At 64.7% G+C, this 26518-nt stretch carries 21 protein-coding genes; 14 read left to right on the top strand and 7 right to left on the bottom strand.

Features of this window, described 5'->3' with window-relative positions; all coding sequences use genetic code 11:
• Nucleotides 1-30: 30 nt before the first annotated feature.
• Both ccmB and ccmA read right to left on the bottom strand, forming a co-directional pair.
• The gene (gene ccmB, locus NLM33_RS30860; protein ID WP_027523533.1) at nt 31-699 is read right to left on the bottom strand and encodes a heme exporter protein CcmB; all 669 of its coding nucleotides are present in this window, start codon (nt 697-699) and stop codon (nt 31-33) included.
• Nucleotides 700-1000: 301 nt separating this feature from the next.
• On the bottom strand, nt 1001-1603 hold the full coding sequence (gene ccmA, locus NLM33_RS30865) for a heme ABC exporter ATP-binding protein CcmA (RefSeq protein ID WP_254101841.1): 603 nt from the start codon (nt 1601-1603) through the stop codon (nt 1001-1003).
• 239 nt (nt 1604-1842) lie between these two features.
• On the opposite strand from ccmA, the gene acnA reads away from it, so the two are divergent.
• The 3 genes from acnA (at nt 1843) to NLM33_RS30880 (ending at nt 6526) form a co-directional block, all read left to right on the top strand.
• Nucleotides 1843-4563, top strand: coding sequence for an aconitate hydratase AcnA (gene acnA / locus NLM33_RS30870; RefSeq protein WP_254101842.1), 2721 nt, complete (start codon nt 1843-1845; stop codon nt 4561-4563).
• Nucleotides 4564-4797: 234 nt separating this feature from the next.
• Nucleotides 4798-5574 carry a thioredoxin family protein gene (locus NLM33_RS30875; RefSeq protein WP_254101844.1) on the top strand — a complete coding sequence of 259 codons (777 nt, stop codon included), beginning with the start codon at nt 4798-4800 and terminating at the stop codon, nt 5572-5574.
• Between the two features lie 580 nt (nt 5575-6154).
• A complete protein-coding gene (locus NLM33_RS30880) occupies nt 6155-6526 on the top strand; it encodes a DUF2794 domain-containing protein (protein WP_254101846.1) in 372 nt (123 codons plus the stop codon).
• Nucleotides 6527-6739: 213 nt separating this feature from the next.
• On the opposite strand, the gene NLM33_RS30885 is transcribed toward NLM33_RS30880, so the two are convergent.
• The 5 genes from NLM33_RS30885 to NLM33_RS30905 form a co-directional block, all read right to left on the bottom strand.
• A complete protein-coding gene (locus NLM33_RS30885) occupies nt 6740-7711 on the bottom strand; it encodes an IS110 family transposase (protein ID WP_254095913.1) in 972 nt (323 codons plus the stop codon).
• Between the two features lie 308 nt (nt 7712-8019).
• On the bottom strand, nt 8020-8553 hold the full coding sequence (locus tag NLM33_RS30890; RefSeq protein WP_254105972.1) for a GNAT family N-acetyltransferase: 534 nt from the start codon (nt 8551-8553) through the stop codon (nt 8020-8022).
• A gap of 208 nt (nt 8554-8761) precedes the next feature.
• Nucleotides 8762-9553: a Bax inhibitor-1/YccA family protein gene (locus NLM33_RS30895; RefSeq protein WP_254101847.1), complete on the bottom strand. Its 792-nt coding sequence runs from the start codon at nt 9551-9553 to the stop codon at nt 8762-8764.
• 270 nt (nt 9554-9823) lie between these two features.
• The gene (locus NLM33_RS30900) at nt 9824-12409 is read right to left on the bottom strand and encodes an ABC transporter permease (RefSeq protein WP_254101848.1); all 2586 of its coding nucleotides are present in this window, start codon (nt 12407-12409) and stop codon (nt 9824-9826) included.
• Complete coding sequence (locus NLM33_RS30905) at nt 12406-13128, bottom strand: ABC transporter ATP-binding protein (RefSeq protein ID WP_254101850.1); 723 nt, start codon at nt 13126-13128, stop codon at nt 12406-12408. The genes NLM33_RS30900 and NLM33_RS30905 overlap by 4 nt, the downstream gene beginning before the upstream one ends.
• A gap of 55 nt (nt 13129-13183) precedes the next feature.
• Here NLM33_RS30905 and NLM33_RS30910 point away from each other — a divergent pair, with 55 nt between their 5' ends.
• From NLM33_RS30910 to NLM33_RS30960, 11 genes are all read left to right on the top strand, one after another.
• Nucleotides 13184-13819, top strand: coding sequence for an arylesterase (locus NLM33_RS30910; protein WP_254101852.1), 636 nt, complete (start codon nt 13184-13186; stop codon nt 13817-13819).
• Between the two features lie 172 nt (nt 13820-13991).
• On the top strand, nt 13992-14528 hold the full coding sequence (gene thpR, locus NLM33_RS30915; RefSeq protein ID WP_254101854.1) for an RNA 2',3'-cyclic phosphodiesterase: 537 nt from the start codon (nt 13992-13994) through the stop codon (nt 14526-14528).
• A gap of 142 nt (nt 14529-14670) precedes the next feature.
• Nucleotides 14671-15858 carry a cell division protein ZapE gene (gene zapE / locus NLM33_RS30920; protein WP_254101856.1) on the top strand — a complete coding sequence of 396 codons (1188 nt, stop codon included), beginning with the start codon at nt 14671-14673 and terminating at the stop codon, nt 15856-15858.
• 249 nt (nt 15859-16107) lie between these two features.
• Nucleotides 16108-17076, top strand: a complete 969-nt coding sequence (mdh, locus tag NLM33_RS30925) for a malate dehydrogenase (protein WP_254101858.1) — start codon at nt 16108-16110, stop codon at nt 17074-17076.
• Nucleotides 17077-17275: 199 nt separating this feature from the next.
• Nucleotides 17276-18472, top strand: a complete 1197-nt coding sequence (gene sucC / locus NLM33_RS30930; protein ID WP_254101860.1) for an ADP-forming succinate--CoA ligase subunit beta — start codon at nt 17276-17278, stop codon at nt 18470-18472.
• Nucleotides 18473-18475: 3 nt separating this feature from the next.
• Nucleotides 18476-18955 (top strand): DUF1579 family protein, encoded by a 480-nt coding sequence (locus tag NLM33_RS30935; protein ID WP_254101862.1) that lies wholly within the window; start codon nt 18476-18478, stop codon nt 18953-18955.
• Between the two features lie 33 nt (nt 18956-18988).
• The gene (sucD, locus tag NLM33_RS30940; RefSeq protein WP_254101863.1) at nt 18989-19870 is read left to right on the top strand and encodes a succinate--CoA ligase subunit alpha; all 882 of its coding nucleotides are present in this window, start codon (nt 18989-18991) and stop codon (nt 19868-19870) included.
• A 402-nt stretch (nt 19871-20272) separates the two neighbouring features.
• Nucleotides 20273-21073, top strand: coding sequence for an outer membrane protein (locus NLM33_RS30945; RefSeq protein WP_254101864.1), 801 nt, complete (start codon nt 20273-20275; stop codon nt 21071-21073).
• A gap of 255 nt (nt 21074-21328) precedes the next feature.
• Nucleotides 21329-24286, top strand: a complete 2958-nt coding sequence (locus NLM33_RS30950) for a 2-oxoglutarate dehydrogenase E1 component (RefSeq protein ID WP_254101865.1) — start codon at nt 21329-21331, stop codon at nt 24284-24286.
• Nucleotides 24287-24462: 176 nt separating this feature from the next.
• Nucleotides 24463-25695, top strand: coding sequence for a 2-oxoglutarate dehydrogenase complex dihydrolipoyllysine-residue succinyltransferase (odhB, locus tag NLM33_RS30955; RefSeq protein ID WP_254101866.1), 1233 nt, complete (start codon nt 24463-24465; stop codon nt 25693-25695).
• Between the two features lie 55 nt (nt 25696-25750).
• Nucleotides 25751-26512, top strand: coding sequence for an SDR family oxidoreductase (locus tag NLM33_RS30960; protein ID WP_371930002.1), 762 nt, complete (start codon nt 25751-25753; stop codon nt 26510-26512).
• Nucleotides 26513-26518: the final 6 nt, after the last annotated feature.

The following is a 26518-nucleotide window of genomic DNA, read 5'->3' on the forward strand; positions in this document are numbered from 1 at the left end:
GTGCGAAGCGAAAGTTGATCGGGGTCAAGATCAGTCCAGCCCGTGCCGGAGGCTTGCCGCCGCGGCAAACGGGCCGATCACCAGGCTGACGAGCGAGAGCGCGCACAGGATCGAGAACGGGGCGCCGAATGACATCGGTCCGACGATCACGGCTTGGGAGGCCGCGACGCCGAAGATCAGCACCGGAATCGACAGCGGCAGCACCAATACCGCCATCAACAGCCCGCCGCGATGCAGCGTCACGGCCAGTGCGGCGCCGATCATGCCGGTGAAGGTCAGGGCCGGCGTTCCCGCCAGCAGCGTCAGGGCCACCGCGCCGGTTGCAACCATGTCGAGATTGAGCAGGAGGCCGAGCACGGGGGTTGCGACAATCAGCGGCAGGCCGGCGGCCAGCCAATGCGCCAGCGCCTTGGCAGCGCAGGCGAGTTCCAGTGGTGTCCGGCTCATCGTGATCAGGTCGAGCGAGCCGTCCTCGTGGTCGGCCATGAAGAGACGGTCGAGGGTGAGCAGGCTCGCCAGCAGCGCTCCCAGCCACAGGATCGCCGGCCCCAGCCGCGACAGCAGCGCCAGATCCGGCCCCACCGCAAACGGCATCAGCACCACCACGGTCAGGAAGAACAACACCCCAATCAGTGCCCCGCCGCCCACCCGCAGGGCAATCCGGACGTCGCGACGAATGAGGGCTGAGAGGGCGGTCATGGGGTGCCCCCGACGGACGTGGAGACGTTCGCCGCCTGCCACGCGCAGGCTGCGCTCCCTCCCCCCTTGTGGGGGAGGGCGGGGGAGGGGGGTAGCCCCGGGGAGGGTGCTCGTCGGACACGGATGGCGGGCAGCGGAGCTCCCGCATCCTCAGCGCTCAAACCGCGAGAGCCTGCCGTGTGGCACCCCCCTCCCTGGCCCTCCCCCACAAGGGGGGAGGGGACGGGGAAAGCGAGGCCCGACGGCCACGAAGACTCGGAGCGCGAGGGACAAGAGCAGGAAAGCTGAGGGTCGACGTAGCTCACGCCACACCTCCGATCCGCAGCTCCCGCGCGTCGATCCCGAGCGGAATGTGGGTGGCGGCGATGATCACGCCGCCGCGCTCCAGATGTTCCCGCATCAACCCGCAAAACATCTCCTGGCCGGCGACGTCGAGCGCGGTGGTCGGCTCGTCCAGCAGCCAGACCGGGCGGCGGACCGCCAGCAGGCGGGCGAGCGAGAGGCGGCGGCGTTGGCCGGCGGAGAGGAAGGCGGCCGGCAGATGGGTGGCGTGGTCGAGGCCGACGGTCGCAAGGCTCATCGCTACGTCGAAGCGCTCGCCACCCAGAAAATCGGCCCAGAATGCGAGGTTTTCCGCCACGCTCAGCGCCGGCTTCAGCGCGTCGCGGTGGCCGAGATAGTGGCATTGTTCGGCCAAGCTCAGCTCGCTGTCGCCGCCGGAAAGCTCGATCGTGCCCCCGGCCGGAACCAGCAGCCCCGCGATCAGGCGCAGCAGCGAGGTCTTGCCGGAGCCGTTGCGCCCCACGACTGCCAGCGCCTCGCCGGAGGCGGCCGCAAAATCGAGGCCGGCAAACACCTCCCGGCCGCCCCGCACGCATCTGATGCCATGCCCTGAGAGCTGCATGCCGCCTCTGGTCGACCCCTTCACCGCTGGCCCTCAAGAAAACTTGGGGTAGCGCAGCAGAATTTGAGGCTCCCGGATTGCTGCGGCACGATCGTCCTTGTGGCGGTGCGGTTAGAAAGCTTCTATAAGCCCGGAACTTGATGCAGCACTCCACTCGCTCCTGCAAGCGACCCAGCCGGATTCGCTGACGGTGTTAAAGTACCCTCTGCCGGGTATAACTAACAATTGGGATTTCCTACATGACCTCGCTCGACAGCTTCAAATGCAAAAAGACCCTCAAGGTCGGCGCCAAGACCTATGTCTATTACAGCCTGCCGACCGCCGAGAAGAATGGTCTGAAGGGGATTTCAAAGCTCCCTTATTCGATGAAGGTCCTGCTCGAGAACCTGCTGCGCAACGAGGACGGCCGCTCGGTCAAGAAGGAGGACATCGTCGCGGTGTCCAAATGGCTGCGCAAGAAGTCGCTGGAGCATGAGATCGCGTTCCGCCCGGCGCGCGTGCTGATGCAGGATTTCACCGGCGTGCCGGCGGTGGTCGACCTCGCCGCGATGCGCAACGCGATGCAGAAGCTCGGCGGCGATGCCGAGAAGATCAACCCGCTGGTGCCCGTCGATCTCGTCATCGACCACTCCGTGATTGTGAACTTCTTCGGCGACAACAAGGCCTTCGCCAAGAACGTCACCGAGGAATACAAGCAGAACCAGGAGCGTTATGAGTTCCTGAAGTGGGGCCAGAAGGCGTTCTCGAATTTCTCCGTCGTGCCGCCCGGCACCGGCATCTGCCACCAGGTCAATCTCGAATATCTCTCCCAGACGGTCTGGACCAAGAAGGAGAAGATGACGGTCGGCAAGAAGACCGGCACCTTCGAGGTGGCCTATCCGGATTCCCTTGTCGGTACTGACTCCCACACCACCATGGTCAACGGTCTCGCCGTGCTCGGCTGGGGCGTCGGCGGCATCGAGGCGGAAGCCTGCATGCTCGGCCAGCCGCTGTCGATGCTGCTGCCGAACGTCGTCGGCTTCAAGCTGAAGGGTGCGCTGAAGGAAGGCGTCACCGCGACCGACCTCGTGCTGACCGTGACGCAGATGCTGCGCAAGCTCGGCGTGGTCGGCAAGTTCGTCGAGTTCTTCGGCCCCGGCCTCGACCATCTCTCGGTCGCCGACAAGGCCACCATCGCCAACATGGCACCCGAATACGGCGCGACCTGCGGCTTCTTCCCCGTCGACGATGCCGCGATCGACTACCTCAAGACGTCGGGGCGCGCGGCGCCGCGCGTTGCGCTGGTGCAGGCCTATGCCAAGGCGCAGGGGCTGTTCCGCACCGCCAAGTCGGCTGATCCGGTGTTCACGGAAACGCTGACGCTGGACCTCGGCGACGTCGTGCCCTCGATGGCCGGTCCCAAGCGCCCCGAAGGTCGCATCGCGCTGCCCGCGGTATCCGAAGGCTTCTCGCTCGCGCTCAGCAATGAGTACAAGAAGACCGAAGAGCCCGCGAAGCGCTTTGCCGTCGAAGGCAAGAATTTCGAGATCGGCCATGGCGACGTCGTGATCGCCGCGATTACCTCCTGCACCAACACCTCGAATCCGAGCGTGCTGATCGGCGCTGGCCTGCTGGCCCGCAACGCCGCAGCGAAAGGCCTCAAGGCAAAACCGTGGGTGAAGACCTCGCTGGCTCCCGGTAGCCAGGTGGTCGCAGCCTATCTCGCCGATTCCGGTCTCCAGACCGATCTCGACAAGGTCGGCTTCAACCTGGTCGGCTTCGGCTGCACCACCTGCATCGGCAATTCCGGTCCGCTGCCGGAAGAGATCTCGAAGTCGATCAACGACAACGGCATCGTCGCGGCCGCCGTGCTCTCCGGCAACCGCAACTTCGAAGGCCGCGTCTCGCCGGACGTGCAGGCGAACTATCTGGCTTCGCCGCCGCTCGTCGTCGCCCACGCGCTCGCCGGCAGCGTGACCAAGAACCTTGCCACCGAGCCGCTTGGCGAGGGCAAGGACGGCAAGCCGGTGTACCTGAAGGATATCTGGCCGACGACGAAAGAGATCAACGCCTTCATGAAGAAGTTCGTGACCGCGTCGATCTTCAAGAAGAAGTATGCCGACGTGTTCAAGGGCGACACCAACTGGCGCAAGATCAAGACGGTCGAGAGCGAGACCTATCGCTGGAACATGAGCTCGACCTATGTGCAGAACCCGCCCTATTTCGATGGCATGAAGAAGGAGCCGGAGCCGGTCACCGACATCGTCGAGGCGCGCATCCTCGCCATGTTCGGCGACAAGATCACCACCGACCACATCTCGCCGGCCGGCTCGATCAAGCTCACCTCGCCTGCGGGCAAGTATCTCAGCGAGCATCAGGTGCGTCCCGCCGACTTCAACCAGTACGGCACGCGGCGCGGCAACCATGAAGTGATGATGCGCGGCACCTTCGCCAACATCCGCATCAAGAATTTCATGCTCAAGGGCGCCGACGGCAACATCCCGGAAGGTGGTCTCACCAAGCACTGGCCCGACGGCGAGCAGATGTCGATCTACGACGCCGCGATGAAGTATCAGCAGGAGAACGTGCCGCTGGTGGTGTTCGCCGGCGCTGAATACGGCAACGGCTCCTCGCGCGACTGGGCGGCGAAGGGCACGCGTCTGCTCGGCGTTCGCGCCGTGGTGTGCCAGAGCTTCGAGCGCATCCATCGCTCCAACCTGGTCGGCATGGGCGTGCTGCCGCTCACCTTCGAGGAAGGCACTTCCTGGCAGTCGCTTGGTCTGAAGGGCGACGAGAAGGTCACGCTGCGCGGCCTCGTCGGCGACCTCAAGCCGCGCCAGAAGCTGACCGCAGAGATCGTCTCGGCCGACGGCTCGCTGCAGCGCGTCTCGCTGCTCTGCCGCATCGATACGCTGGACGAGCTCGACTACTATCGCAACGGCGGTATCCTGCACTATGTGCTGCGCAAACTCGCGGCGTAAGCGCGGATTTGTGAACGATGGCTCACTGCGAAGTGAGTAGAAGGTTAAGCGAAGGCGGCCTATCAAGGGCCGCCTTTGTTCGTTTGCGGTATGTTCCAGATGGGCGCGTCCGGCGAAAGGTCTTCGCCTCGGACGATGCGGAGCGCACCGTGCGCGCAAGATTTATCCGTAAGACTACGGTGACCAGTCGGCGATAGAATCCCCTCGACATCAGCTAGGTGTGCGGCGTTCAACATGACTACAATGATGGCCTCTAATTCGATCTCGCGTTGGTCCGGCGCAATCTGGTCCGGTGCACTCGGTGTCTGCGCGATCATCGCCGTCATTCGTCCCGCCCAGGCGGATCCCCGCGCGGTCGTCGAGCTCTTCACCTCGCAGGGCTGCTCGTCCTGTCCGCCCGCCGATAAGATCATCGGCGAGCTCTCCAACGATCCCTCGATCATCGCGCTCAGCATGCCGATCGACTACTGGGATTATCTCGGCTGGAAGGACACGCTGGCGGATTCACGTTTCTCTGCGCGGCAGCGCGCCTATTCGCGGATGCGCGGCGATCGTGAGGTCTACACGCCGCAGGTCGTCGTCAACGGCTCCGCGCATGTCATCGGCAGCGACCGCGCCGGTATCGAGAGCGCGATCGCGAAGACCGCCAAGGGCGACACCGTGATGAGCGTGCCGGTGTCGATGTCGCTCGCCGGCAAGCAGCTCAATGTTTCGGTGGCGGCGAGCAAGGAGCCGGCCGTCTCGCATGGCGAGGTCTGGATCTGCTCGATCACCAAGGCGGTGCCGATCGCGATCAGCCGCGGCGAAAATCGCGGACAGCAGATCACCTACCACAACGTGGTGCGCAACCTTCTGAAGGTCGGCGACTGGAACGGCACTCCGGAAAACTGGACCGTGCCGCTGGAGAACCTCGCGCACGAGGGCGTCGATGGCGCGGTGGTCTATATCCAGGATGGCAGCCGCGAGAAGCCCGGGCCCATGCTGGGCGCGGCGTACACGTCGCTGCACTGATCAGCTTCTCTCGCCGTCCAGAATTAGGACTCGCTCTCACGCCTCATGGTGAGGAGCGCGCTGTTGCGCGCGTCTCGAACCAAGCAGGCCTGCGCTGACAGATGATCGGCCTCGATCCTTCGAGACGCTTGCTGCGCAAGCCCCTCAGGATGAGGGGAGACAGTGGGGGAGGTGGAGAGAGGTTGGGAGAAACATCCCGACACAACAAAAAAGGACCAACTCGCGTTGGTCCTCCTTCGTGCGAACAGGCCCGATCCCGACGACCCCGGGGGGCTGGGGGCTGAGGAATCCGGAACCGAAAGGACCGGGCCAACGCACACGAATCTTTTCGCAGTGCAGGGCGGCAGGCGCTAGGCGGAAAAGCGGCGAGACTATGATTCCTGCTAACGATCCCGTGACGGTATGTCGCGAGCAAGTTCCACAGCCGGAAGGTGTGTTTGCGATGCGATCTGGAGCCGTGCGGGTAGGCGCCCCTTGCGGCCGGCCGCGGTTGGCGCAATCATGTAACTGTCATGATCCGGGGTTCCGGGACGGTGTTTACGGCCGCCGGTCATGGATTTGAAGCGACAGGAGGCGCTCCATGAGTCTGATGTCGGAGGATGCCGATCCGAGCGAGCAGCGCGCAGTGGCGCGAGGCGCCGCTGCGAGTTCCCAACCGGGCCGGGTGACGTTCAACCGGCTCGAATTGCATCGCATCCTCAACCTCTATGGGCGCATGGTCGCCGACGGCGAGTGGCGCGACTATGCCATCGACTTCCTGAAGGACCGCGCCGTGTTCTCGGTCTATCGCCGCGCCTCCGAAGTACCGATCTACCGCATCGAGAAAGACCCGCGGCTCGCGCGCAAGCAGGGCATGTACAGCGTGATCTCGGCGACCGGCCTGATCCTGCGCCGCGGCCACGAACTCGAGCGCGTGCTGCTCGCGATCGATCGCAAGCTGGCGGTGGTTTAGCCGCTGGTTCTGCCGTCGTAGCAACCATTAAAGCGACGTCCGATTGCCGGGAGGATGACGCCGTGCTCGTGGCCGTCAAGGCGTGGCCTGGCAGCGGCGGATGTGAGGCGAGGCCGGCACGACGGCCAGCCTTGACGGCCGCTGTGCGCGGCGTCATTTGCGAGGGCAGGTCGGGACGAAGAAACGGTGCTTCGGCCGAACAAAGAAACGCGATCAGGTGGCGGGCACGCTCGCGATTTTGGGCGGTTCGGCGAGCCACGGCGTTCCGCGTGCGACGACGGCGTTGATGACGACGAGCAGCTTCCTGGCACAGGCGATGAGCGCGCGCTTGTGGCCCTTGCCGGCGGCGATCAGCCGGTTGTACAGGGCCATGAGCTGCGGATTCCAGCGGAATGATGCCGGTAGAGCCGCGGTGTAGAGCGCCCGGCGCAAGCGTTCGCGCCCGCCTTCGATGTGACGGACGCCAACGTGATCGCCGCTGTCGTTGTCGTAAGGCGCAAGCCCGACGAGGGCTGCGGCTTGCTCGCGCGTGACCTGGCCAATCTCGGGCATCCTGATCAGGATGGAAACCGCAGTCGGAAGGCCGCTGCCGGCGACGCCGTAGATCAGATCGAGCCGTTCGGCGAGATCGCGATGCTTGCGGATCGCTGCCACCAGAGCCTTGAACTCGGCTCGTTTGTGCCTGGCCAAGAGAGCAATCTGCTCCTTCCAGAGCTTCTGGATACGCGCGTTGCGGCAGCTCTCCAACCGGTTTTTGAGCTTTGCAATATCCTCTCCGATCTGCTCGATCATTGTCAGATGCTCGGCAAAGGGCCCCAGCCGAGGATCCGGAGCGGGGTGGATCTTCTTGGCCGCGGCGGTGCAGGCTGCAATCAGCGCTGCATCGATCTTGTCATTCTTGGCCCGCTGCAGGTGGAACATGGCAAAGGCGCGCACCTGGACCGGCTGAAAGACCACGACGACAAAACGTTTGCGTCGCAGCTCGGCGACGACCGCCCGCTCATAGCCCCCGCTCGCCTCGATCCCGACCCGTTTGACCTTCCGGCGCTGCAACCATTCCACCAGCACCTTGTAGCCTTCCGGTGTGTTCTCGACCTGCAACGGCTCCGAACAGCCATCGACTGCCACGTCAAGTTTGCGCTTGCCGGTATCGATCCCGGCACAGATCGTGATACGCTTGGCCATCTTCCTCGACCCTCCCTTGTGATGCGAACCTGAAGTTCGTTCAACCATGCGGGTCCCGATGAAGTGCCGATCGCGATCTTGCTACGAAACGCAGCCCTCAAGGCTTCGGTGGGCATCGATCCGATCGATCGGCGGCCCAGCTCGGGTGGCCGCCCGGGCTGGGCCATTCCTCACGGAACCAGGCCATTGTAATCCGGCGCGCTAATACAAGGGTGGGCAAAGGCGCGCTCTCGCGCGCCGTGTCCACCATCTTTCGACAATTGCAACAGAAGTGGTGGGCACGCTTTGCTTTGCCCACCTTACGGCAGCTATCGATCCGCCGGCACCGTGCGCCCGCCCTCGCCGAGGTCGCGCTGCATCATCACCGTGTCCAGCCAGCGGCCGAACTTCAGGCCGACATTGGGATGCGTGCCGATCATCTTGAAGCCGGCGCGGGTGTGCACGCCGATCGAGCCGGCATTGGCGGAATCGCCGATCACGGCGATCATCTGGCGGAAGCCGCGCGCCTCGCATTCCACGATCAGCCGCTGCAACAGCGCCGCGCCGATGCCGCGGCGATGGAACGACGGCTCGAGATAGATCGAGTTCTCCACCGTGAAGCGATAGGCCGGCCGCGGCCGGTAGGCGCCGGCATAGGCATAGCCGGCAATGCGGCCATCGAGCACGGCGACGAAATAGGGGTAGCCGCCATCTGTCAGCGCCTTGTAGCGGCGCGTCATCTCGGCGAGGTCGGGCGGCTCGAGCTCGAAGGTCGCAGTGCCCTCGCGTACGGCGTGCTCGTAGATGGCGGTGATGGCGGGAAGGTCGGCCTCGGTCGTGGGCCTGATTTCAGGTGTGGGCATGCGAGCGAAGATAGCAGCGGTGTCGCGACGGGCAACGAGTGTTTCCGCATACGTCATGGCCGGGCTCGTCCCGGCCATCCACGGCCTTTCTTGCTCGCGGTCGCACAGCTCGTGGATGCCCGGGACAAGCCCGGGCATGACGGAGAGACTGCCAAAACAAAAACCCCGGCCATGGGCCGGGGCTCGTGTCGTTCACTCGTCTCAGAGCCTAGTCGCGCTGGCCGAGGAGCTGCAGCAGCAGCGTGAACAGGTTGATGAAGTTCAAATACAGCGACAGCGCACCGGTGATCGCCGCGCGTTCGGCAATGTCACCGCCGGCCGAGGCGTAGCCGTAGATGTAGTCGTTCTTCAGCCGCTGGGTGTCCCAGGCGGTGAGGCCCGCGAACACCAGCACGCCGACCACCGAGACGATGAACTGCAGCGCCGAGCTCGCCAGGAACAGGTTGACGAGGCTCGCGATGATGATGCCGATCAGGCCCATGAACAGGAACGATCCCATTCCGCTCATGTCACGCTTGGTGGTGTAGCCGTAGAGGCTCAGCGCGCCGAAGGTGGCCGCGGTGATGAAGAACACCCGCACGATCGAGGTGTGCGTGAACACCAGGAAGATCGAGGACAACGAGATGCCCATCAGCGCCGAGAACACCCAGAACAGGATCTGGGCGGTCGAGGGGGCGAGGCGGTTGATGCCGGCCGAGATCACGAACACCATGGCGAGCGGCGCCAGGATGAACAGCCATTTCAGCGGGCTCACGAACATCGCGTAGCCGAACGGCGTCAGGAACGCGTTGCCGATCTTCGCGGCAGCGCCCGACGGGTCGTTGGTCACGGCCGCCATGTAGACACCGAGCGCGGCGAGGCCGGTGATGGCCAAGCCGATGCTCATGTAATTGTAGATGCGCAGCATGTATGCGCGCAGGCCGGCATCGACCGTCGCGGCGTCGACACGCCCGGCGGCCCTGCCGAAAGGAGAAGCGTAGTTGCGGTCTAGGTCCGACATGGTCGAATTCCCGTTGGTTGGTCGGGGCGCAAGGGCTGGCGCCGCCGGGTCGTCAAAACTCTATCCCGGATACCGATGTCTGCCGACATTAATTTTGCATAACAATCGGGGATCCGAACCCACCTGATATGTGGGAAACTAACACATTCGCTGCAAGCGTTCACGCGCGGCTGAATGTCGCCATGGCCGCGCAATCCTGACACGCCATCGCGGTTAACCCCGGAAAATCCCCCGGATTGGGGGTGCCGCGCCCGCGCCCGCTTCAATTTGTCACAAATTCCGCAACACCGTGGCGGGCTTTTGGTTCAGCGCCAGCAGCGTTCCGGCAAGCCCGAGCCCGACCGTGACGACGAGCGCCGAGGCGACCACGCCGGCCGCGCTGCCGGCCTGCCAGACGAAAGTCAGCGTCATCAGCCGGGTCACGATCATCCAGGCCGCGATGCTGCCGGCGATGACGCCGAACACGGCGGTGGCAAGGCCGATCAGGAGATATTCGAGGGCATAGGCGCCGAGCAGCCGCAGCCGCGTCGCGCCCAGCGTCTTCAGGATCACGGCGTCATAGACCCGGTGGCGATGGCCGGCGGCGAGCGCGCCGCCCAGCACCAGGATGGCGGAGATCAACGTCACCGCGCTGGCGCCGCGGATCGCGAGCGTGAGATTGGTGACGACCGAGCCGACGGTCTCCATGACCTCGCGGACCCGCACGCTCGTTACCATTGGATAGGCGTCGGCGACCTGCTTGATGATCTTGCCGTCGCCGGCCGCATCGCCGCCCGGTTCGGTCAGCGTCGCGATATGGGTGTGCGGCGCGCCCTTGAAGGCATTGGGCGAGAACACCAGAACGAAATTGATGCCGAGCCCCTGCCAGTCGATGTTGCGCAGGTTGGAGATTTTCGCGGGAATGTCGCGGCCGAGCACGTTGACGACGACATCGTCGCCGAGCTTGAGCCCGAGCCCGTCGGCGATCTTCTTCTCCATCGAGACCAGCGGGGGGCCGGAATAGTCGGCGCGCCACCATTCGCCCTCGACCACCTTGGAGCCCTTCGGCAGTTCGCTGGTGTAGGTCAGGCCGCGGTCGCTTTGCAGCACCCATTCGGCGTCGGTCGCAGGCTTGAGGTCCTCGGCCTTGACACCGCGTGCGGCGACGATGCGGCCGCGCAGCATCGGCACGTCCTCGACTCTCGCCCCCGGCGCGATCTGGCGCAGATAGCCGTCGAATTGTTCCGCCTGCGCGCTCGGGATGTCGATGAAGTAGAACGATGGCGCCCGGTCCGGCAGCGCCGCGAGAAACTGCCGGCGCAGATTGCCGTCGATCTGGGTGATGGTGACGAGCACGGCGAGACCGAGGCCCAGAGACAGCACCACGGACGGCGTCAGCGCGCCGGGACGGTGGATGTTCGCGATCGCAAGCCGCAGCATCGGCAGCCGCGTGCGGGGCAATCGCCGCGCGATCGTCATCAACAGGCCCGCGATGCCGCGCAGGACCGCAAACACCACGACGGACGAGAGCACGAACACCGTGGCGATGCGCTTGTCGAAGGACAGTCCGATCACGACCGCGACGAGAAGCGCGACCACGACGGCCATGAAGGCGAGATAGCGCCAGCGCGGTCGGTGCCATTCGGCGCTGATCGTGTCGCGAAACAGCGCGGCCACAGGCACGTCATGGACGCGCCCGAGCGGCCACAGGCCGAAGGCGAGCGCGGTGAGCAGGCCATAGACGAAGGAGAGTGCCAGCTCATCGGCATGCACGGCCGGGATCACCGGCAGCGGCAACAGCTTTCCGAACAGGCCGACGATGGCGAAGGGGAGCGCTGCGCCAAGCGCGAGCCCGATCACCGAGCCGATCCCGGCGAGCAGGATCACCTGCGCGAAATAAATGCCGAACACGTCACGTCCCGTCGCGCCGACGGCCTTGAATGCCGCGATCACCTCGAGCCGGCGGTCGATATGGCTCTTCACGGCATTGGCGACGCCGACACCTCCGACCAGAAGCGCGGCGAGGCCGACCAGCGTCAGGAACTGGGTGAAGCGGCTGATATTGCGCTCGAGCTGCGGCGAGGCATTGGAGCGGCTGCGGATTTCCCAGCCGGCCTGCGGCGCCGCGTTGCGGGCGTCGCTGATGAAGGCCTCGGTCGCGCGCTCGCTGTTGGCGCTGTCAGGCAGTTTGACGCGATAGACCCAGCGCACCAGGCTGCCGGGCTGGATCAGGCCGGTGGCGCGCAAGGCTTCCTCGCTGATCAGGAAACGCGGGCCAAAGCCGATGCCGCCGGCGAGCTTGTCGGGCTCGGCCTCGACCGCGCTGCGGATCTGGAAGGTCGCGTTGCCGATGGTGACGCGGTCGCCGGTCCTGAGGGAAAGCCGCGCCAGCAGCGTCGGATCCGCGGCGGCACCGAACGCGCCGTCGCGCTCCGCCAGAAGATCGGACAGCGGCAAAGGCGGCGTCAGCGTCAACTGGCCGAGCATCGGGTAATTGTCGTCGACCGCCTTCATCTCGACCAGCGCGAGCTTGCCGTCGGCCGCACGCGCCATGCCGCGCAAGGTTGCGGCGATCGACACCGTGCCGCGCGAGCGCAGGAAGGCGATCTCCTCGGGCTTTGCCTCGCGCTGGAACAGCACGAACGAGGCGTCGCCGCCCAGCAGCGTGCGGCCTTCGCGCGCCAGGCCCTCGCTGAGACTCGCGGCAACCGAGCCGACGCCGGCAATCGCCATCACCCCGAGCGCGATGCAGGCGATGAAGACGTAGAAGCCGCGCAGGCCGCCGCGCAGTTCGCGCAGCGCATAGCGCAGCGACAGCGCGGCCGCGCCACGTCGCACGAACGGTTTTGGCGCGAACGGTTCAGCGGCGAGGGTCATGACTGGGAATACTGCGTATCGATGCGCCCGGAGCGCAGGCGGATCACGCGATCGCAGCGATGCGCGAGCGCGGAATCATGGGTCACCAGCACCAGCGTCATGCCGCGCTCTGCATGCTTGCCGAAGATGAGATCGACGATCTGCTTTCCCGTCGCTTCGTCGAGATTGCCGGTGGGTTCGTCGGCGACCAGGATCGCAGGGTCCGGCGCCAGCGCGCGGGCGAGCGCGACACGCTGCTGCTCGCCGCCCGAGAGTTGCGAGGGATAGTGATGCAGGCGATCGCCGAGCCCGACCGATTGCAGCTCCTGCGCGGCGCGCTTGGCCGCATCCGGATTGCCGGCCAGCTCCAGCGGTACCGCGACGTTCTCCAGCGCCGTCATGGTCGGGATCAGGTGAAAGGACTGGAAGACGATGCCGACCTCGCGGCCGCGGAAGCGGGCGAGCGCATCCTCGTCGAGGGCATTGAAAGGCGTGCCGCTGACCACCACCTCTCCGCTATCAGGACGCTCCAACCCCGCCATCACCATCAGCAGCGTGGATTTGCCCGAGCCTGAGGGGCCGATCAGGCCGATCGCTTCGCTACGGCCGACCCGAAGGCTGATATCCTTGAGAATGTGAACGCGTGCCGCGCCCGTGCCCAGTGAGAGATTGACGTTGGCGATGGAGATGGTGTCCGGCGTCGTGCCGGCCAGCGAAGAGGATTCGATGCGACTGTCCATGGTCCGGTCATATGGCAACTCCGCGCACGCGGTCGAGAGGCGTTACGGATTCTTCATGCACATAGCCGTGTTGATGGTCGCTTTGATGACGGGGATTGCCGGCGCCAGCGCGCAGGCCAAACCGCCGATCAAGCTCGTTGTGCTCGGCGACTCCTTGAGTGCGGGCCTCGGCCTTCAGGGCCAGGATGCGTTTCCCATGAAGCTCCAAAAAGCCTTGCGAGACAAGGGTATAGCCCTCGATATGATCAATGCCGGAGTGTCCGGCGACACCTCGTCCGGGGGCCGCGACCGGCTCGATTGGTCGGTGCCGGAGGGAACCGAGGGCGTCATCGTCGAGCTCGGGGCCAACGATGCGCTGCGCGGGCTCGACCCCGACGTCACGCGCGCGGCGCTCAGCGACATCGTGGCGCGGCTGAAGGCGCGCGGCGTTGCGGTGATGCTGTGCGGCATGCTGGCGCCGCCGAACTACGGGGCCGACTATGCCGCGCGCTTCAATTCGATTTATCCGGATCTGGCGAAAAAATTCGACGTGCCGCTCTATCCGTTCTTCCTCGACGGCGTTGCGGCCGACGCCAAGCTCAACCAGGCCGACGGCATTCACCCGACGCCCGCGGGCGTCGACATCATCGTCAAGAACATCATGCCCACCGTGGAGGCATTCCTAGGCGCGATAAGCGGGCAACGGCGTTGAAAAGCAGGCAAAGCTAACCCTAATTCCCAGGGTTTTCCCGGAGTAGCCCGCGCACTGCTTCGCAGAGTCACATAACTGCGATAGGAATCAGGTTACCGGTGATTCGTCGCCGGCTCTAATTTGGACATGGGCCTTTTCAAGGCGCATGTCCAAGCATCGGGAGTGCTCAACGATGCCACGCTTGTTTACTGGTCTGGAAATTCCGGCCGAGGTCGGTCAGACACTTTCCAACTTGCGGGGCGGCCTTCCCGGCGCCCGCTGGATCGATCCCGAAAATTATCACGTCACGCTGCGCTTCATCGGCGATATCGACGGCGTCTCCGCCAACGAGATCGCCTCGCTGCTGTTTCGCGTCGACCGCAAGCCGTTCGAGGTGAAGTTGCAGGGGCTCACGAGCTTCGGCGGCCGCAAGCCGCGCGCGGTGGTCGCAACCATCGCGCCGAGCAAGCCGCTGATGGAATTGCAGGCCGAGCTGGAGCGGATGATGCAGCGCATCGGCCTCGATCCGGAAGGGCGCAAGTTCATTCCGCACGTCACGCTGGCGCGGCTGCACGACGCCTCGGACCAGGACGTCGCCGACTATCTCTCGCTGCGCGGCTACTTCCCCAGCAAGGCGTTCATGGCGGAACGGTTCGTGCTGTTCTCGTCGCGTGCCTCCACCGGCGGCGGGCCCTATGTGGTCGAGGATGCCTACGAGCTGTGTGCGTAGGCGGCCGCTGCCGCCGGAAGCCTTCGTTGACGCTGGCATTCCAGAATACGGCGCCTTGACGGCGCCGTATTCCCACCAGCGCATACCCCCTGGCACCAATTCTCGGCTTGCATTTTCGGCCGGTCTCTGGCGGTAAGGGGCCATGCTCTCCACCCTAAATTCATCGTTCCGAAGCGAATACCAGGCGCTGGTCTCGTCCGGCGCGATCGAGCCGGATGCGGCCCAGGCCGAGGTCGCGGAGGCCTATGCGGCGCTGGACCAGCGGCTTGCGAGCTATAACCCCACGCGCAAGCCGGGCCTGCTCGGCCGCCTGTTCCGCAACGGCGACAAGGACGATGCGCCGCGCGGGCTCTACATCCACGGCGAGGTCGGACGCGGCAAGACCATGCTGATGGATCTGTTCTTTCAGCACGCCTCCGTCGCGCACAAGCGCCGCGCGCATTTCCACGAATTCATGGCCGAGGTGCATGAGCGCATCTACGGCTATCGCCAGAACATCGCCCGCGGCGAGATCGCCGATGGCGATGTGATCGCGCTGACGGCGCATGCGATCTTCGAGGAGAGCTGGCTGCTCTGCTTCGACGAATTCCACGTCACCGACATTGCGGACGCGATGATCCTGGGGCGGCTGTTCGCAAAACTGTTCGAGCTCGGCACGGTGGTGGTGGCGACGTCGAACGTCGCCCCCGACGATCTCTACAAGGGCGGACTCAACCGAGCGCTGTTCCTTCCCTTCATCGCGCAGATCAACGATCACATGGACGTGCTGCGGCTCGATGCGCGCACCGACTTTCGTTTGGAGAAACTTCAGGGCGTCAAGATGTGGCTGGTGCCGGCCGATGCCGACGCCGATGCCGCGCTCGATCGCGCCTGGGCGAAGATGACCGGCCATGCCAAATGCAAGTCGCGCGATATTTCGATCAAGGGCCGCATCCTGCACGTGCCGTGCTCGGCGCACGGCGTGGCGCGGTTCTCGTTCGCCGATCTCTGCGAGAAGCCGCTCGGCGCATCCGACTACTTAAGGCTCGCGCACGACTATCACACCATTCTGGTCGACCATATTCCAGTGATGGACTTCGCCGAGCGCAACGCCGCCAAGCGCTTCATCACGCTGATCGACACGCTCTATGACAATGCCGTGAAGCTGATGGCCTCGGCCGAAGCCAATCCGGTGTCGCTGTACCTGGCGAACGAAGGCAACGAGGCGAACGAGTTCAAGCGCACGTCTTCGCGCCTGATCGAGATGAGCTCGGAATCCTATCTGGCGCAGCCGCACGGCCGCAAGGATTCCACCGCAAGCGGCTCCACCAAGGGTCTGGTGGAGACTTAGGTCCTATTTCCCAACCCAGTCATTCCGGGGCGCGCGTCAGCGCGAACCCGGAATCCCGCGCCACAAGTTCGAGATTCCGGGTTCGCCCGCGCAATGGCGCGGGCGCCCCGGAATGACAGCGTTATCGTTGCGCGCCCCAATTCTCGGCAAGCCCGACAATTGAGCATTCGGCGACTTGAACGGGGGAGGCGAAAGGGATAACCACCCTCTCAGTTTTCCCCTCCTTACGTGTCTAAAGGACAGGTTCACATGGCGCGCGACAAGATTGCTTTGATTGGCTCCGGTCAGATCGGCGGAACGCTGGCTCATCTCATCGGCCTGAAAGAACTCGGCGACGTGGTGATGTTCGACATCGCCGAGGGCGTGCCGCAGGGCAAGGCGCTCGACATCGCGCAATCCTCGCCGGTCGACGGTTTTGACGCGCACTACACCGGCGCGAACTCCTACGAGGCGCTCGACAACGCCAAGGTCTGCATCGTCACCGCCGGCGTGCCGCGCAAGCCCGGCATGAGCCGCGACGACCTCCTCTCCATCAACCTCAAGGTCATGGAGCAGGTCGGTGCCGGCATCAAGAAGTACGCCCCCGACGCCTTCGTCATCTGCATCACCAACCCGCTCGACGCGATGGTCTGGGCGCTGCAGAAGGCCTCCGGCATGCCGCACAAGAAAGTCGTCGGCATGGCCGGCGTGCTGGACTCGGCGCGCTTCCGTTACTTCCTGGCCGATGAGTTCAACGTCTCCGTCGAAGACGTCACCGCCTTCGTGCTCGGCGGCCACGGCGACACCATGGTGCCGCTGGTGAAGTACTCCACCGTCGCCGGCATTCCGCTGCCCGATCTCGTCAAGATGGGCTGGACCTCGCAGGCGCGCCTGGACGAGATCGTCGATCGCACCCGCAATGGCGGCGCCGAGATCGTCAACCTGCTGAAGACCGGCTCGGCCTTCTACGCGCCGGCGGCGTCCGCGATCGCGATGGCCGAGAGCTATCTGAGGGACAAGAAGCGCGTGCTGCCCTGCGCCGCGTACCTCAACGGCGAATATGGCGTGAAGGACATGTATGTCGGCGTGCCCGTCGTCATCGGCTCCAAGGGCGTCGAGCGCGTCGTCGAGATCGAGCTCGCCGGCAAGGACCGCGAAGCCTTCGACAAGTCGGTCGGCGCGGTGTCCGGCCTGGTCGACGCCTGCAAGAAGATCGCGCCCGACCTTCTGGGCCGCTGATCGGGAAAAAATCTCGCCGAGGATCGGACCCGATCCTCGGCGCTTTCATGTCCGGGACCCCGGTCGGGCGGGTTCCCGGGGTCCGGCAGTCCAGAGTCCGAAAGATTCCGGGTTGCAGTTGTTCTGGTATATGGTATGCCAGACGGAAATTAGAGGTGAACCCCCGAGGTCACCACGCGCGGGTTCAGGGAGCGACCAGATGAATATCCATGAGTACCAGGCCAAGGCGCTTTTGAACGAGTTCGGTGTGCCGATCTCCAAGGGCGTTCCGGTCCTGAAGGCAGCCGACGCGGAAGCGGCGGCAAAGGCTCTCCCGGGCCCGGTCTGGGTGGTGAAGAGCCAGATCCATGCCGGCGGCCGCGGCAAGGGCAAGTTCAAGGAAGCCTCAGCCGGCGACAAGGGCGGCGTCCGCATCGCCAAGTCGGCCACTGAAGTTGCCGAATTCGCCAAGCAGATGCTCGGCGCCACGCTCGTGACCGTGCAGACGGGACCTGCCGGCAAGCAGGTCAACCGCCTCTACATCGAGGACGGCTCCGACATCGACAAGGAGTTCTACCTCTCGATCCTGGTCGACCGCGAGACCTCGCGCGTCTCCTTCGTGGTGTCGACCGAAGGCGGCGTCAACATCGAGGACGTCGCGCACAATACGCCTGAGAAGATCGTCACCTTCTCGGTCGATCCGGCGACCGGCATCATGGGCCATCACGGCCGCACCGTCGCCAAGGCACTGAACCTGTCCGGCGATCTCGCCAAGCAGGCCGAAAAGCTCACCGCGCAGCTCTTTGCCGCCTTCGTCGCCAAGGACATGTCGATGCTGGAGATCAACCCGCTGGTCGTGACCAAGCAGGGTCAGCTCCGCGTGCTCGACGCCAAGGTGTCGTTCGACGACAACGCGCTGTTCCGTCATCCCGAGGTGGTGGCGCTGCGCGACGAGACCGAAGAGGACGCCAAGGAGATCGAGGCCTCGAAATACGATCTCAACTACGTCACGCTCGACGGCAATATCGGCTGCATGGTCAATGGCGCCGGCCTTGCCATGGCGACCATGGACATCATCAAGCTCTACGGCATGGCGCCGGCCAACTTCCTCGACGTCGGCGGCAGCGCCAGCAAGGAGAAGGTCGCCGCCGCCTTCAAGATCATCACCGCTGACCCGAACGTGAAGGGCATTCTGGTCAACATCTTTGGTGGTATCATGAAGTGTGACGTGATCGCCGAAGGCGTCACGGCTGCAGTGCGCGAAGTCGGCCTCAGCGTCCCGCTGGTGGTCCGCCTCGAAGGCACCAATGTCGAGCTCGGCAAGAAGATCATCCGTGAATCGGGCCTGAACGTCGTGCCGGCCGACAATCTCGATGACGCCGCGCAGAAGATCGTGAAGGCCGTCAAGGGAGGCTAGGCCATGCCCCAGGACCATCTCGCTCAATCATCTCCGCTGCCGGAACACGCGCGTCTCGCCGCGTTCGCCGGTGAATGGAATGGCGAGGAGATGGTCTACCCGTCGCGCTGGAATGCCGGGGGACCTGCGACCTCGCGCACCGTGGCGCGCATGGATCTCAACGGCTTCTACCTGATCCAGGACGGTGTCCAGATGCGCGACGGCAAGGAGATCTTCGCCACCCACGGCCTCTTCACCTACGACCGCGACGATCGGACCTACAAATTGTTCTGGTACGACTCGCTCGGCTACACGCCGCCCTCGCCCGCCTCCGGCGGCTGGGTCGGCAAGACCCTGACGCTGGTGCGCGGCTCGCTGCGCGGCAATGCGCGCCACGTCTACGAGATCATCGACGACAATTCCTACTCGTTGAAGATCCAGTTCTCGCCGGACGCGGAAGGCTGGGCCGACGTGCTCACCGGCGTCTATCGTCGCATCCACTGACCTCTCACTAGTTAGTTCGCGAAAGCAGACCTCATGTCCATCCTGATCGACAAGAACACCAAGGTCATCTGCCAGGGCTTTACCGGCAAGAACGGCACCTTCCACTCCGAGGCCGCGATTGCCTACGGCACCAAGATGGTCGGCGGCACCTCGCCGGGCAAAGGCGGCGCGACGCATCTGGGCCTGCCGGTGTTTGACACCGTGCGCGAGGCGCGAGAGAAGACCGGCGCGGATGCGTCCGTGATCTACGTGCCGCCGCCGGGTGCGGCGGACGCGATCTGCGAAGCGATCGATGCCGAGATCCCGCTGATCGTCTGCATCACCGAGGGCATTCCGGTCCTCGACATGGTGCGCGTGAAGCGCTCGCTCGCCGGCTCCAAGTCGCGCCTGATCGGGCCGAACTGCCCGGGCGTCATGACTGCCGGCGAATGCAAGATCGGCATCATGCCCGCCAACATCTTCAAGACCGGCAGCGTCGGCATCGTCTCTCGTTCCGGCACCCTGACCTATGAAGCCGTGTTCCAGACCTCCCAGGAAGGCCTCGGCCAGACCACCGCGGTCGGCATCGGCGGCGACCCGGTCAAGGGCACCGAGTTCATCGACGTCCTGGAAATGCTGCTGGCCGACCCCAAGACCGAGTCGATCATCATGATCGGCGAGATCGGCGGTTCCGCCGAGGAGGACGCCGCCCAGTTCCTCAAGGACGAGGCCAAGCGCGGCCGCAAGAAGCCGATGGTCGGGTTCATCGCCGGTGTGACCGCACCTCCCGGCCGCCGCATGGGCCATGCCGGCGCGATCATCTCGGGCGGCAAGGGTGATGCCGGTTCCAAGACCGAAGCGATGAAATCGGCGGGGATTACCGTCTCTCCGTCGCCCGCACGGCTCGGACATACCCTTGCCGAACTCTTGAAATAGTCGGCCGCGCGCTGCCGCCTGCGCGGAAGCAGCGCCTCAGAGCGATCCCTTGCTTTCAATAGGACATGCACTGGGGCGCCCCCTTGGGGGCGCTCTTTCCGTGCGTGCCGAGTACGGACGACAGCTTGGAGGAGGAAGTCCTCTTGGCTTTTATGAGCCTTCGCATCATCCCGCTGCGGAGCGGAGATCGCGCGGCGTCACCTGAAGGCGTGGCAGATCGGCAACAGCCGGTGAGCCTTTGTACGCAATAGTCCATCGAGTTCGCTTCATTCCAAGCGAATATCGCTGCAGGACAAGACGGGGGGCGTGCCGGGATTTATCCACGACATGCGCCTGCTGTTCCCCCGATCGCGCCTCCGACGGCGCATCCACGGGGACGCGTCTTGGTCTGGAGACTGATTGATGAAGAGACTTGCCCTGGCGATTTCGCTGGCTGTTTTGGGAACGGGGTCGGCGTTTGCCGCGGATCTGGCGCCGAGCTACACCAAGGCGCCCGTGATGGCGTCGGTCTACAATTGGACCGGCTTTTACGTCGGTGGCAACCTTGGTTATGGCTGGGGCCGAACCAGTGACGATGTGAATTTTCTGCGCTCGGCGGTGGCTTTCGGCGCGGTGCCGTTCAGCGTCTCGGCGGACCTGAAGGGCGTGCTTGGCGGCGTTCAGGCCGGATATAACTGGCAGATCCAGCGCGTGGTCTTCGGCATTGAGGCGGATATCGACGCCGCAGACATCAAGGGAAGCCCTTTCCAGGCGGTGCTATCCGATTTCGGGGGGCCGGTTCCGGGTTGGTCCCACAGCGCTAGCCAGAAGGTCGATTGGTTGGGCACCGTGCGCGGTCGGGTCGGCTTTACCCCAGTCGATCGCCTGCTGCTCTACGTAACGGGCGGTCTGGCCTATGGAGAGGTGAAGACCAGCAGCCTCACCTTCTTCAGCGCATCGCCAATGTATCAGTATGCCAAAGGATCCAGCACTTGGAGAGCTGGTTGGACCGCCGGCGTCGGTGGTGAATGGGCATTTGCCGCCGACTGGAGCGCCAAGCTGGAATACCTGCATTACGATCTCGGCTCGCAGGATTTGATCGCGTTGCCCCTGGCGGCCAATCCTCCGTGGGCGGTGACGAACCATTGGACGACCCAGGGTGACATTGTGCGGGCCGGAATCAACTACAAGTTCGGCGGCGGCGGGGTGGCGGCCAAGTATTGATCTAGGTTCCAGTCAGGGCAGAGGACCTAAGCGCCGAGCCCGGGCATCGCCCCGGGCTCTCGGCTGTTTGCCCTTCAGCGAGGCCACATCGGGTGCCTCACGATATTCTGAAAGCAAATTCAGTTCTTCGTGCTTTTCAGGGCGAAGTTTTGCAACAGATAGGGTAAACGGTGCCTGATACGCCGATCCGCTGCCGGAGGATCGGGGTCAGCGCCGTTTTCATTTGCGCGAACCGAAATCGCCAGGAACTCAAGTATGTCTCGCCAGGACGCGAACGCAGCCTTTGCCCTCTCATCGTTTTTGCAGGGCACCAACGCCACCTACATCGACGAAATCTACGCCCGCTACGAGAAAGACCCCTCCTCGGTTGACGCCGAGTGGCAGGAGTTCTTCCAGAGCCTGAAGGACCAGCCGGCTGACGTCCGCAAGAACGCCGAAGGGCCGTCCTGGGCCCGGGACAACTGGCCGGTCACCCCCCAGGACGAGCTGACCTCGGCGCTCGACGGCAACTGGGCCCAGGTCGAGAAGGCAGTGGGCACCAAGATCGCCGCCAAGGCGCAGGCCAAGGGGGCCGATCTGTCCTCCGCCGACGTGCTTCAGGCGACCCGCGATTCGGTCCGCGCCTTGATGCTGATCCGCGCCTACCGCATGCGCGGCCATTTCCACGCCAAGCTCGATCCGCTCGGTATCGAGGCGCAGCGCAACCGCGAGGAACTCGACCCGCGCACCTACGGCTTCGGCGAGGCCGATTTCGACCGCAGGATCTTCCTCGATCACGTCCTTGGCCTCGAATACGGCAGCCTGCGCGAGATCGTCGCGATCTGCGAGCGCACCTACTGCCAGACGCTCGGCGTCGAGTTCATGCACATCAGCAATGCCGCGCAGAAGGCCTGGATCCAGGAGCGCATCGAAGGTCCGGACAAGGAGATCTCGTTCACCCGCGAAGGTCGCCGTGCCATCCTGATGAAGCTGGTCGAAACCGAGGGTTTCGAGAAGTTCTGCGATACCAAGTTCACGGGCACCAAGCGCTTCGGCCTGGACGGCGGTGAATCGCTGATCCCCGCGCTGGAGCAAATCATCAAGCGCGGCGGCAATCTCGGCGTGAAGGAAATCGTCGTGGGCATGCCGCATCGCGGCCGCCTCAACGTGCTGACCCAGGTGATGGGCAAGGCGCACCGCGCGCTGTTCCACGAATTCAAGGGCGGCTCGGCGAACCCGGACGCGGTCGAAGGCTCAGGCGACGTCAAATATCACCTTGGCGCCTCCTCGGATCGCGAGTTCGACAGCAACCGCATCCATCTGTCGCTGACCGCGAACCCCTCGCATCTGGAAATCGTCGATCCAGTGGTGCTCGGCAAGGTCCGCGCCAAGCAGGACCAGCATGGCGACCCACCGGACATGCGTATCTCGGTGCTGCCGCTCCTGATGCATGGCGACGCAGCGTTCGCCGGCCAGGGCGTGGTGGCGGAATGCTTCAGCCTCTCGGACCTGAAGGGCTATCGCACCGGCGGCTCGCTGCATTTCATCGTCAACAACCAGATCGGCTTCACCACCTATCCGCGTTATTCCCGTTCTTCGCCTTACCCGTCCGATGTGGCGAAGATGATCGACGCGCCGATCTTCCACGTCAACGGCGACGATCCGGAGGCCGTGGTGTTCGCCGCCAAGGTCGCGATCGAGTTCCGGCAGAAATTCCACAAGCCGGTCGTCATCGACATGTGGTGTTATCGCCGCTACGGCCACAATGAGGGCGACGAGCCGGCATTCACCCAGCCGGTGATGTACAAGCGCATCGCGGCACATCCGTCGACGCTGACGCTTTACGCCAAGCGCCTGATCGCCGAGGGCGTGGTCACCGAAGGCGAGGTCGACAAGCTGAAGGCCGACTGGCGCGCGCGGCTCGATGCCGAGTTCGAGGCCGGCACCAGCTACAAGCCGAACAAGGCCGACTGGCTCGACGGCAAATGGGCCGGCTTCAAGATCGCCGACCAGGAAGAGGACGCCCGTCGCGGCGTCACCGGCGTCGAGACTGCCGTCCTCAAGGACATCGGCCGCAAGATCACCAAGGTGCCCGACGGTTTCCGCGTCCACCGCACCATCCAGCGCTTCCTCGACAACCGCGCCAAGGCGATCGACAGCGGCGTCGGCATCGACTGGGCGACCGGCGAGGCTCTGGCGTTCTGCTCGCTGCTGGAGGAAGGTCGTCATGTCCGCCTGTCCGGCCAGGACTGCGAGCGCGGCACCTTCTCGCAGCGCCATTCGGTGCTGATCGACCAGGAGGACGAGAGCCGCTACACGCCGTTCAACCATCTCGGCGTCGAGCAGGGCCATTACGAGGTCATCAACTCGCTGCTGTCGGAAGAGGCCGTGCTCGGCTTCGAATACGGCTACTCGCTGGCCGAGCCGAATGCGCTGGCGCTGTGGGAAGCCCAGTTCGGCGACTTCGCGAACGGCGCGCAGGTGCTGTTCGACCAGTTCATCTCCTCCGGCGAGCGCAAATGGCTGCGCATGTCCGGCCTCGTCTGCCTCCTGCCGCATGGCTATGAGGGCCAGGGACCCGAGCACTCCTCGGCGCGCCTCGAGCGCTACTTGCAGATGTGCGCGGAAGACAACATGCAGGTGGTCTATCCGACCACGCCGGCGAACTACTTCCACGTGCTGCGCCGCCAGCTCCATCGCGAGATCCGCAAGCCGCTGATCCTGATGACGCCGAAGTCGCTGCTGCGGCACAAGCGTGCGGTGTCGCGGCTCGACGAGCTCGCCAAGGATACGACGTTCCACCGCATCCTCTATGATGACGCCCAGATGCTGCCGAGCGAGGCCACCAAGCTGGTGCCGGACGAGAAGATCCGCCGCCTCGTGCTGTGCTCGGGCAAGGTCTATTACGACCTCTACGAGGAGCGCGAGAAGCGCGGCCTCGACGACATCTACCTGATGCGCGTCGAGCAGCTTTATCCGGTGCCGCTGAAGGCGCTGGTGGCGGAGCTCTCGCGCTTCAAGAAGGCCGAGGTGATCTGGTGCCAGGAGGAGCCGCGCAACATGGGTGCGTGGCACTTCATCGAGCCCTATCTCGAATGGGTGCTCAACCAGGTGAACGGCGTAAGCCGGCGTCCGCGCTATGTCGGCCGCGCCGCCTCCGCCGCGACCGCGACCGGCTTGATGTCGAAGCACCAGGCGCAGCTCAAGGCGTTCCTGGATGAGGCGCTGAGCTAAACAATTTTAGGACTTCGTCATGCCCCGCGAAAGCGGGGCATCCAGTACTCCGCGGCGTTCGTTCTGATCACGAAGGTCGCGGCGTATTGGATCGCCCGCCCCAGCGCGCAAGTAGCACCAGGCGTGGCGGTGACATCTCAATTCATGACCGCACAAGCGATCTTAGGGAAAAGACCATGACTGAAATTCGTGTGCCGACGCTCGGCGAATCCGTCACCGAGGCCACCATCGGCCGCTGGTTCAAGAAGGCCGGCGATCCCGTCGCCGTCGACGAGCCGTTGGTGGAGCTCGAGACCGACAAGGTCACCATCGAGGTGCCGGCGCCCTCGGCCGGCACGCTCAGTGAGATCATCGCCGCTGACGGTACGACGGTTGCGGTCGGCGCGCTGCTTGGACAGATCACCGATGGCGCCGGTGCCGCCAAGCCGGCGGCGGCTCCCGCCAAGCCTGCCGCTGCCACTCCGGCTGCTGCGCCCGCGCCCGCAGCGCCGAAGGCGGCGCCCGCCGATGCGCCGCTCGCCCCGTCGGTGCGAAAGCTCTCGGCCGAGACTGGCATCGATGCTTCGACCGTTCCCGGCTCCGGCAAGGATGGCCGCGTCACCAAGGGCGACATGCTCGCCGCGATCGAACGCGCCGCCTCCGCGCCGACCCCGGTCAACCAGCCGGCCGCTGCCGTGCAGGTGCGCAGCCCCTCGCCGGCCGACGACGCCGCGCGCGAGGAGCGCGTCAAGATGACCCGCCTGCGCCAGACCATCGCGCGGCGCCTCAAGGACGTGCAGAACACGGCTGCGATGCTGACGACCTTCAACGAGGTCGACATGACCAACGTCATGGCGCTGCGCGCGCATTACAAGGACGTGTTCGAGAAGAAGCACGGCTCCAAGCTCGGCTTCATGGGCTTCTTCACCAAGGCGGTGGTCCAGGCGCTGAAGGACATCCCGGCGGTCAACGCCGAGATCGACGGCACCGACCTGATCTACAAGAACTACTACCACATCGGCGTCGCCGTCGGCACCGACAAGGGACTTGTCGTTCCCGTGGTCCGCGATTGCGATCAGAAGTCGATCGCCGACATCGAGAAAGGCATCGCCGATTTCGGCCGCCGCGCGCGTGACGGCCAGCTCAAGATCGACGAGATGCAGGGCGGCACCTTCACCATCACCAATGGCGGCATCTACGGCTCGCTGATGTCGACGCCGATCCTGAACGCGCCGCAGTCCGGCATCCTCGGCATGCACAAGATCCAGGAGCGGCCGATGGTCGTCGGCGGCAAGATCGAGGTCCGCCCGATGATGTATCTGGCGCTGTCCTACGATCATCGCGTGATCGACGGCAAGGAAGCCGTGACCTTCCTGGTCCGCGTCAAGGAGAGCCTGGAAGATCCGGCGCGGCTCGTCCTGGACCTCTGACACCCTGACTCTTGAAAGCGCCGTCGCCTGCACAGGCGACGGCGCGTGCGCAAAGATGGAGGCGAGCGTGACGGACAAGGTTGCGATCATCACCGGCGGCAGCCGCGGCATCGGGCGGGCGACCGCGATTGCGGCGGCCGCGCGCGGCTTCCGTGTCGTCGTCGGCTATGCCAGCAACAAGAAGGCCGCCGACGAGGTGGTCGCGCAGATCGAAGCCATGAACGGCAAGGCCATCGCGGTGAAATGCGATGTCGCCGAGGAGAAAGATATCCTCGCGCTGTTCAAGGCCGCGGACAAGTTCGGCACGCTCGGCGCCCTCGTCAACAATGGCGGCATCGTCGGCAAGAGCGGCGTGCGCGTCGACGAGATGTCGGCCGAGCGCATCCAGCGCGTGATGGCGGTCAACGTCACCGGCTCCATCCTCTGCGCGCGTGAGGCGGTGAAGCGAATGTCGACCAAGCATGGCGGCGAGGGCGGCGTCATCGTCAACCTGTCGTCGGTCGCAGCCAGACTTGGCGCACCCAACACCTATGTCGACTATGCCGCCTCCAAGGGCGCGGTCGATTCCTTCACCGTCGGCCTCGGCTATGAGGTCGCGGGCGAAGGCATCCGCGTCGCTGCGATCCGGCCCGGCCTGATCGATACCGAAATCCACGCCGCCGGCGGCGAGCCCGATCGCGCCCATCGTCTGGCCCATATGGTGCCGATGAAGCGCGTCGGCACCGCCGAGGAAATCGCCAACGCCATCGTCTGGCTGATGTCGGACGATGCCTCCTACGTCACCTCAGCCATTCTCGATGTGTCCGGCGGACGCTGACGCATC

The sequence above is a fragment of the Bradyrhizobium sp. CCGUVB1N3 genome, assembly GCF_024199925.1.
In the GTDB taxonomy this organism is placed as follows: Bacteria; Pseudomonadota; Alphaproteobacteria; order Rhizobiales; family Xanthobacteraceae; genus Bradyrhizobium.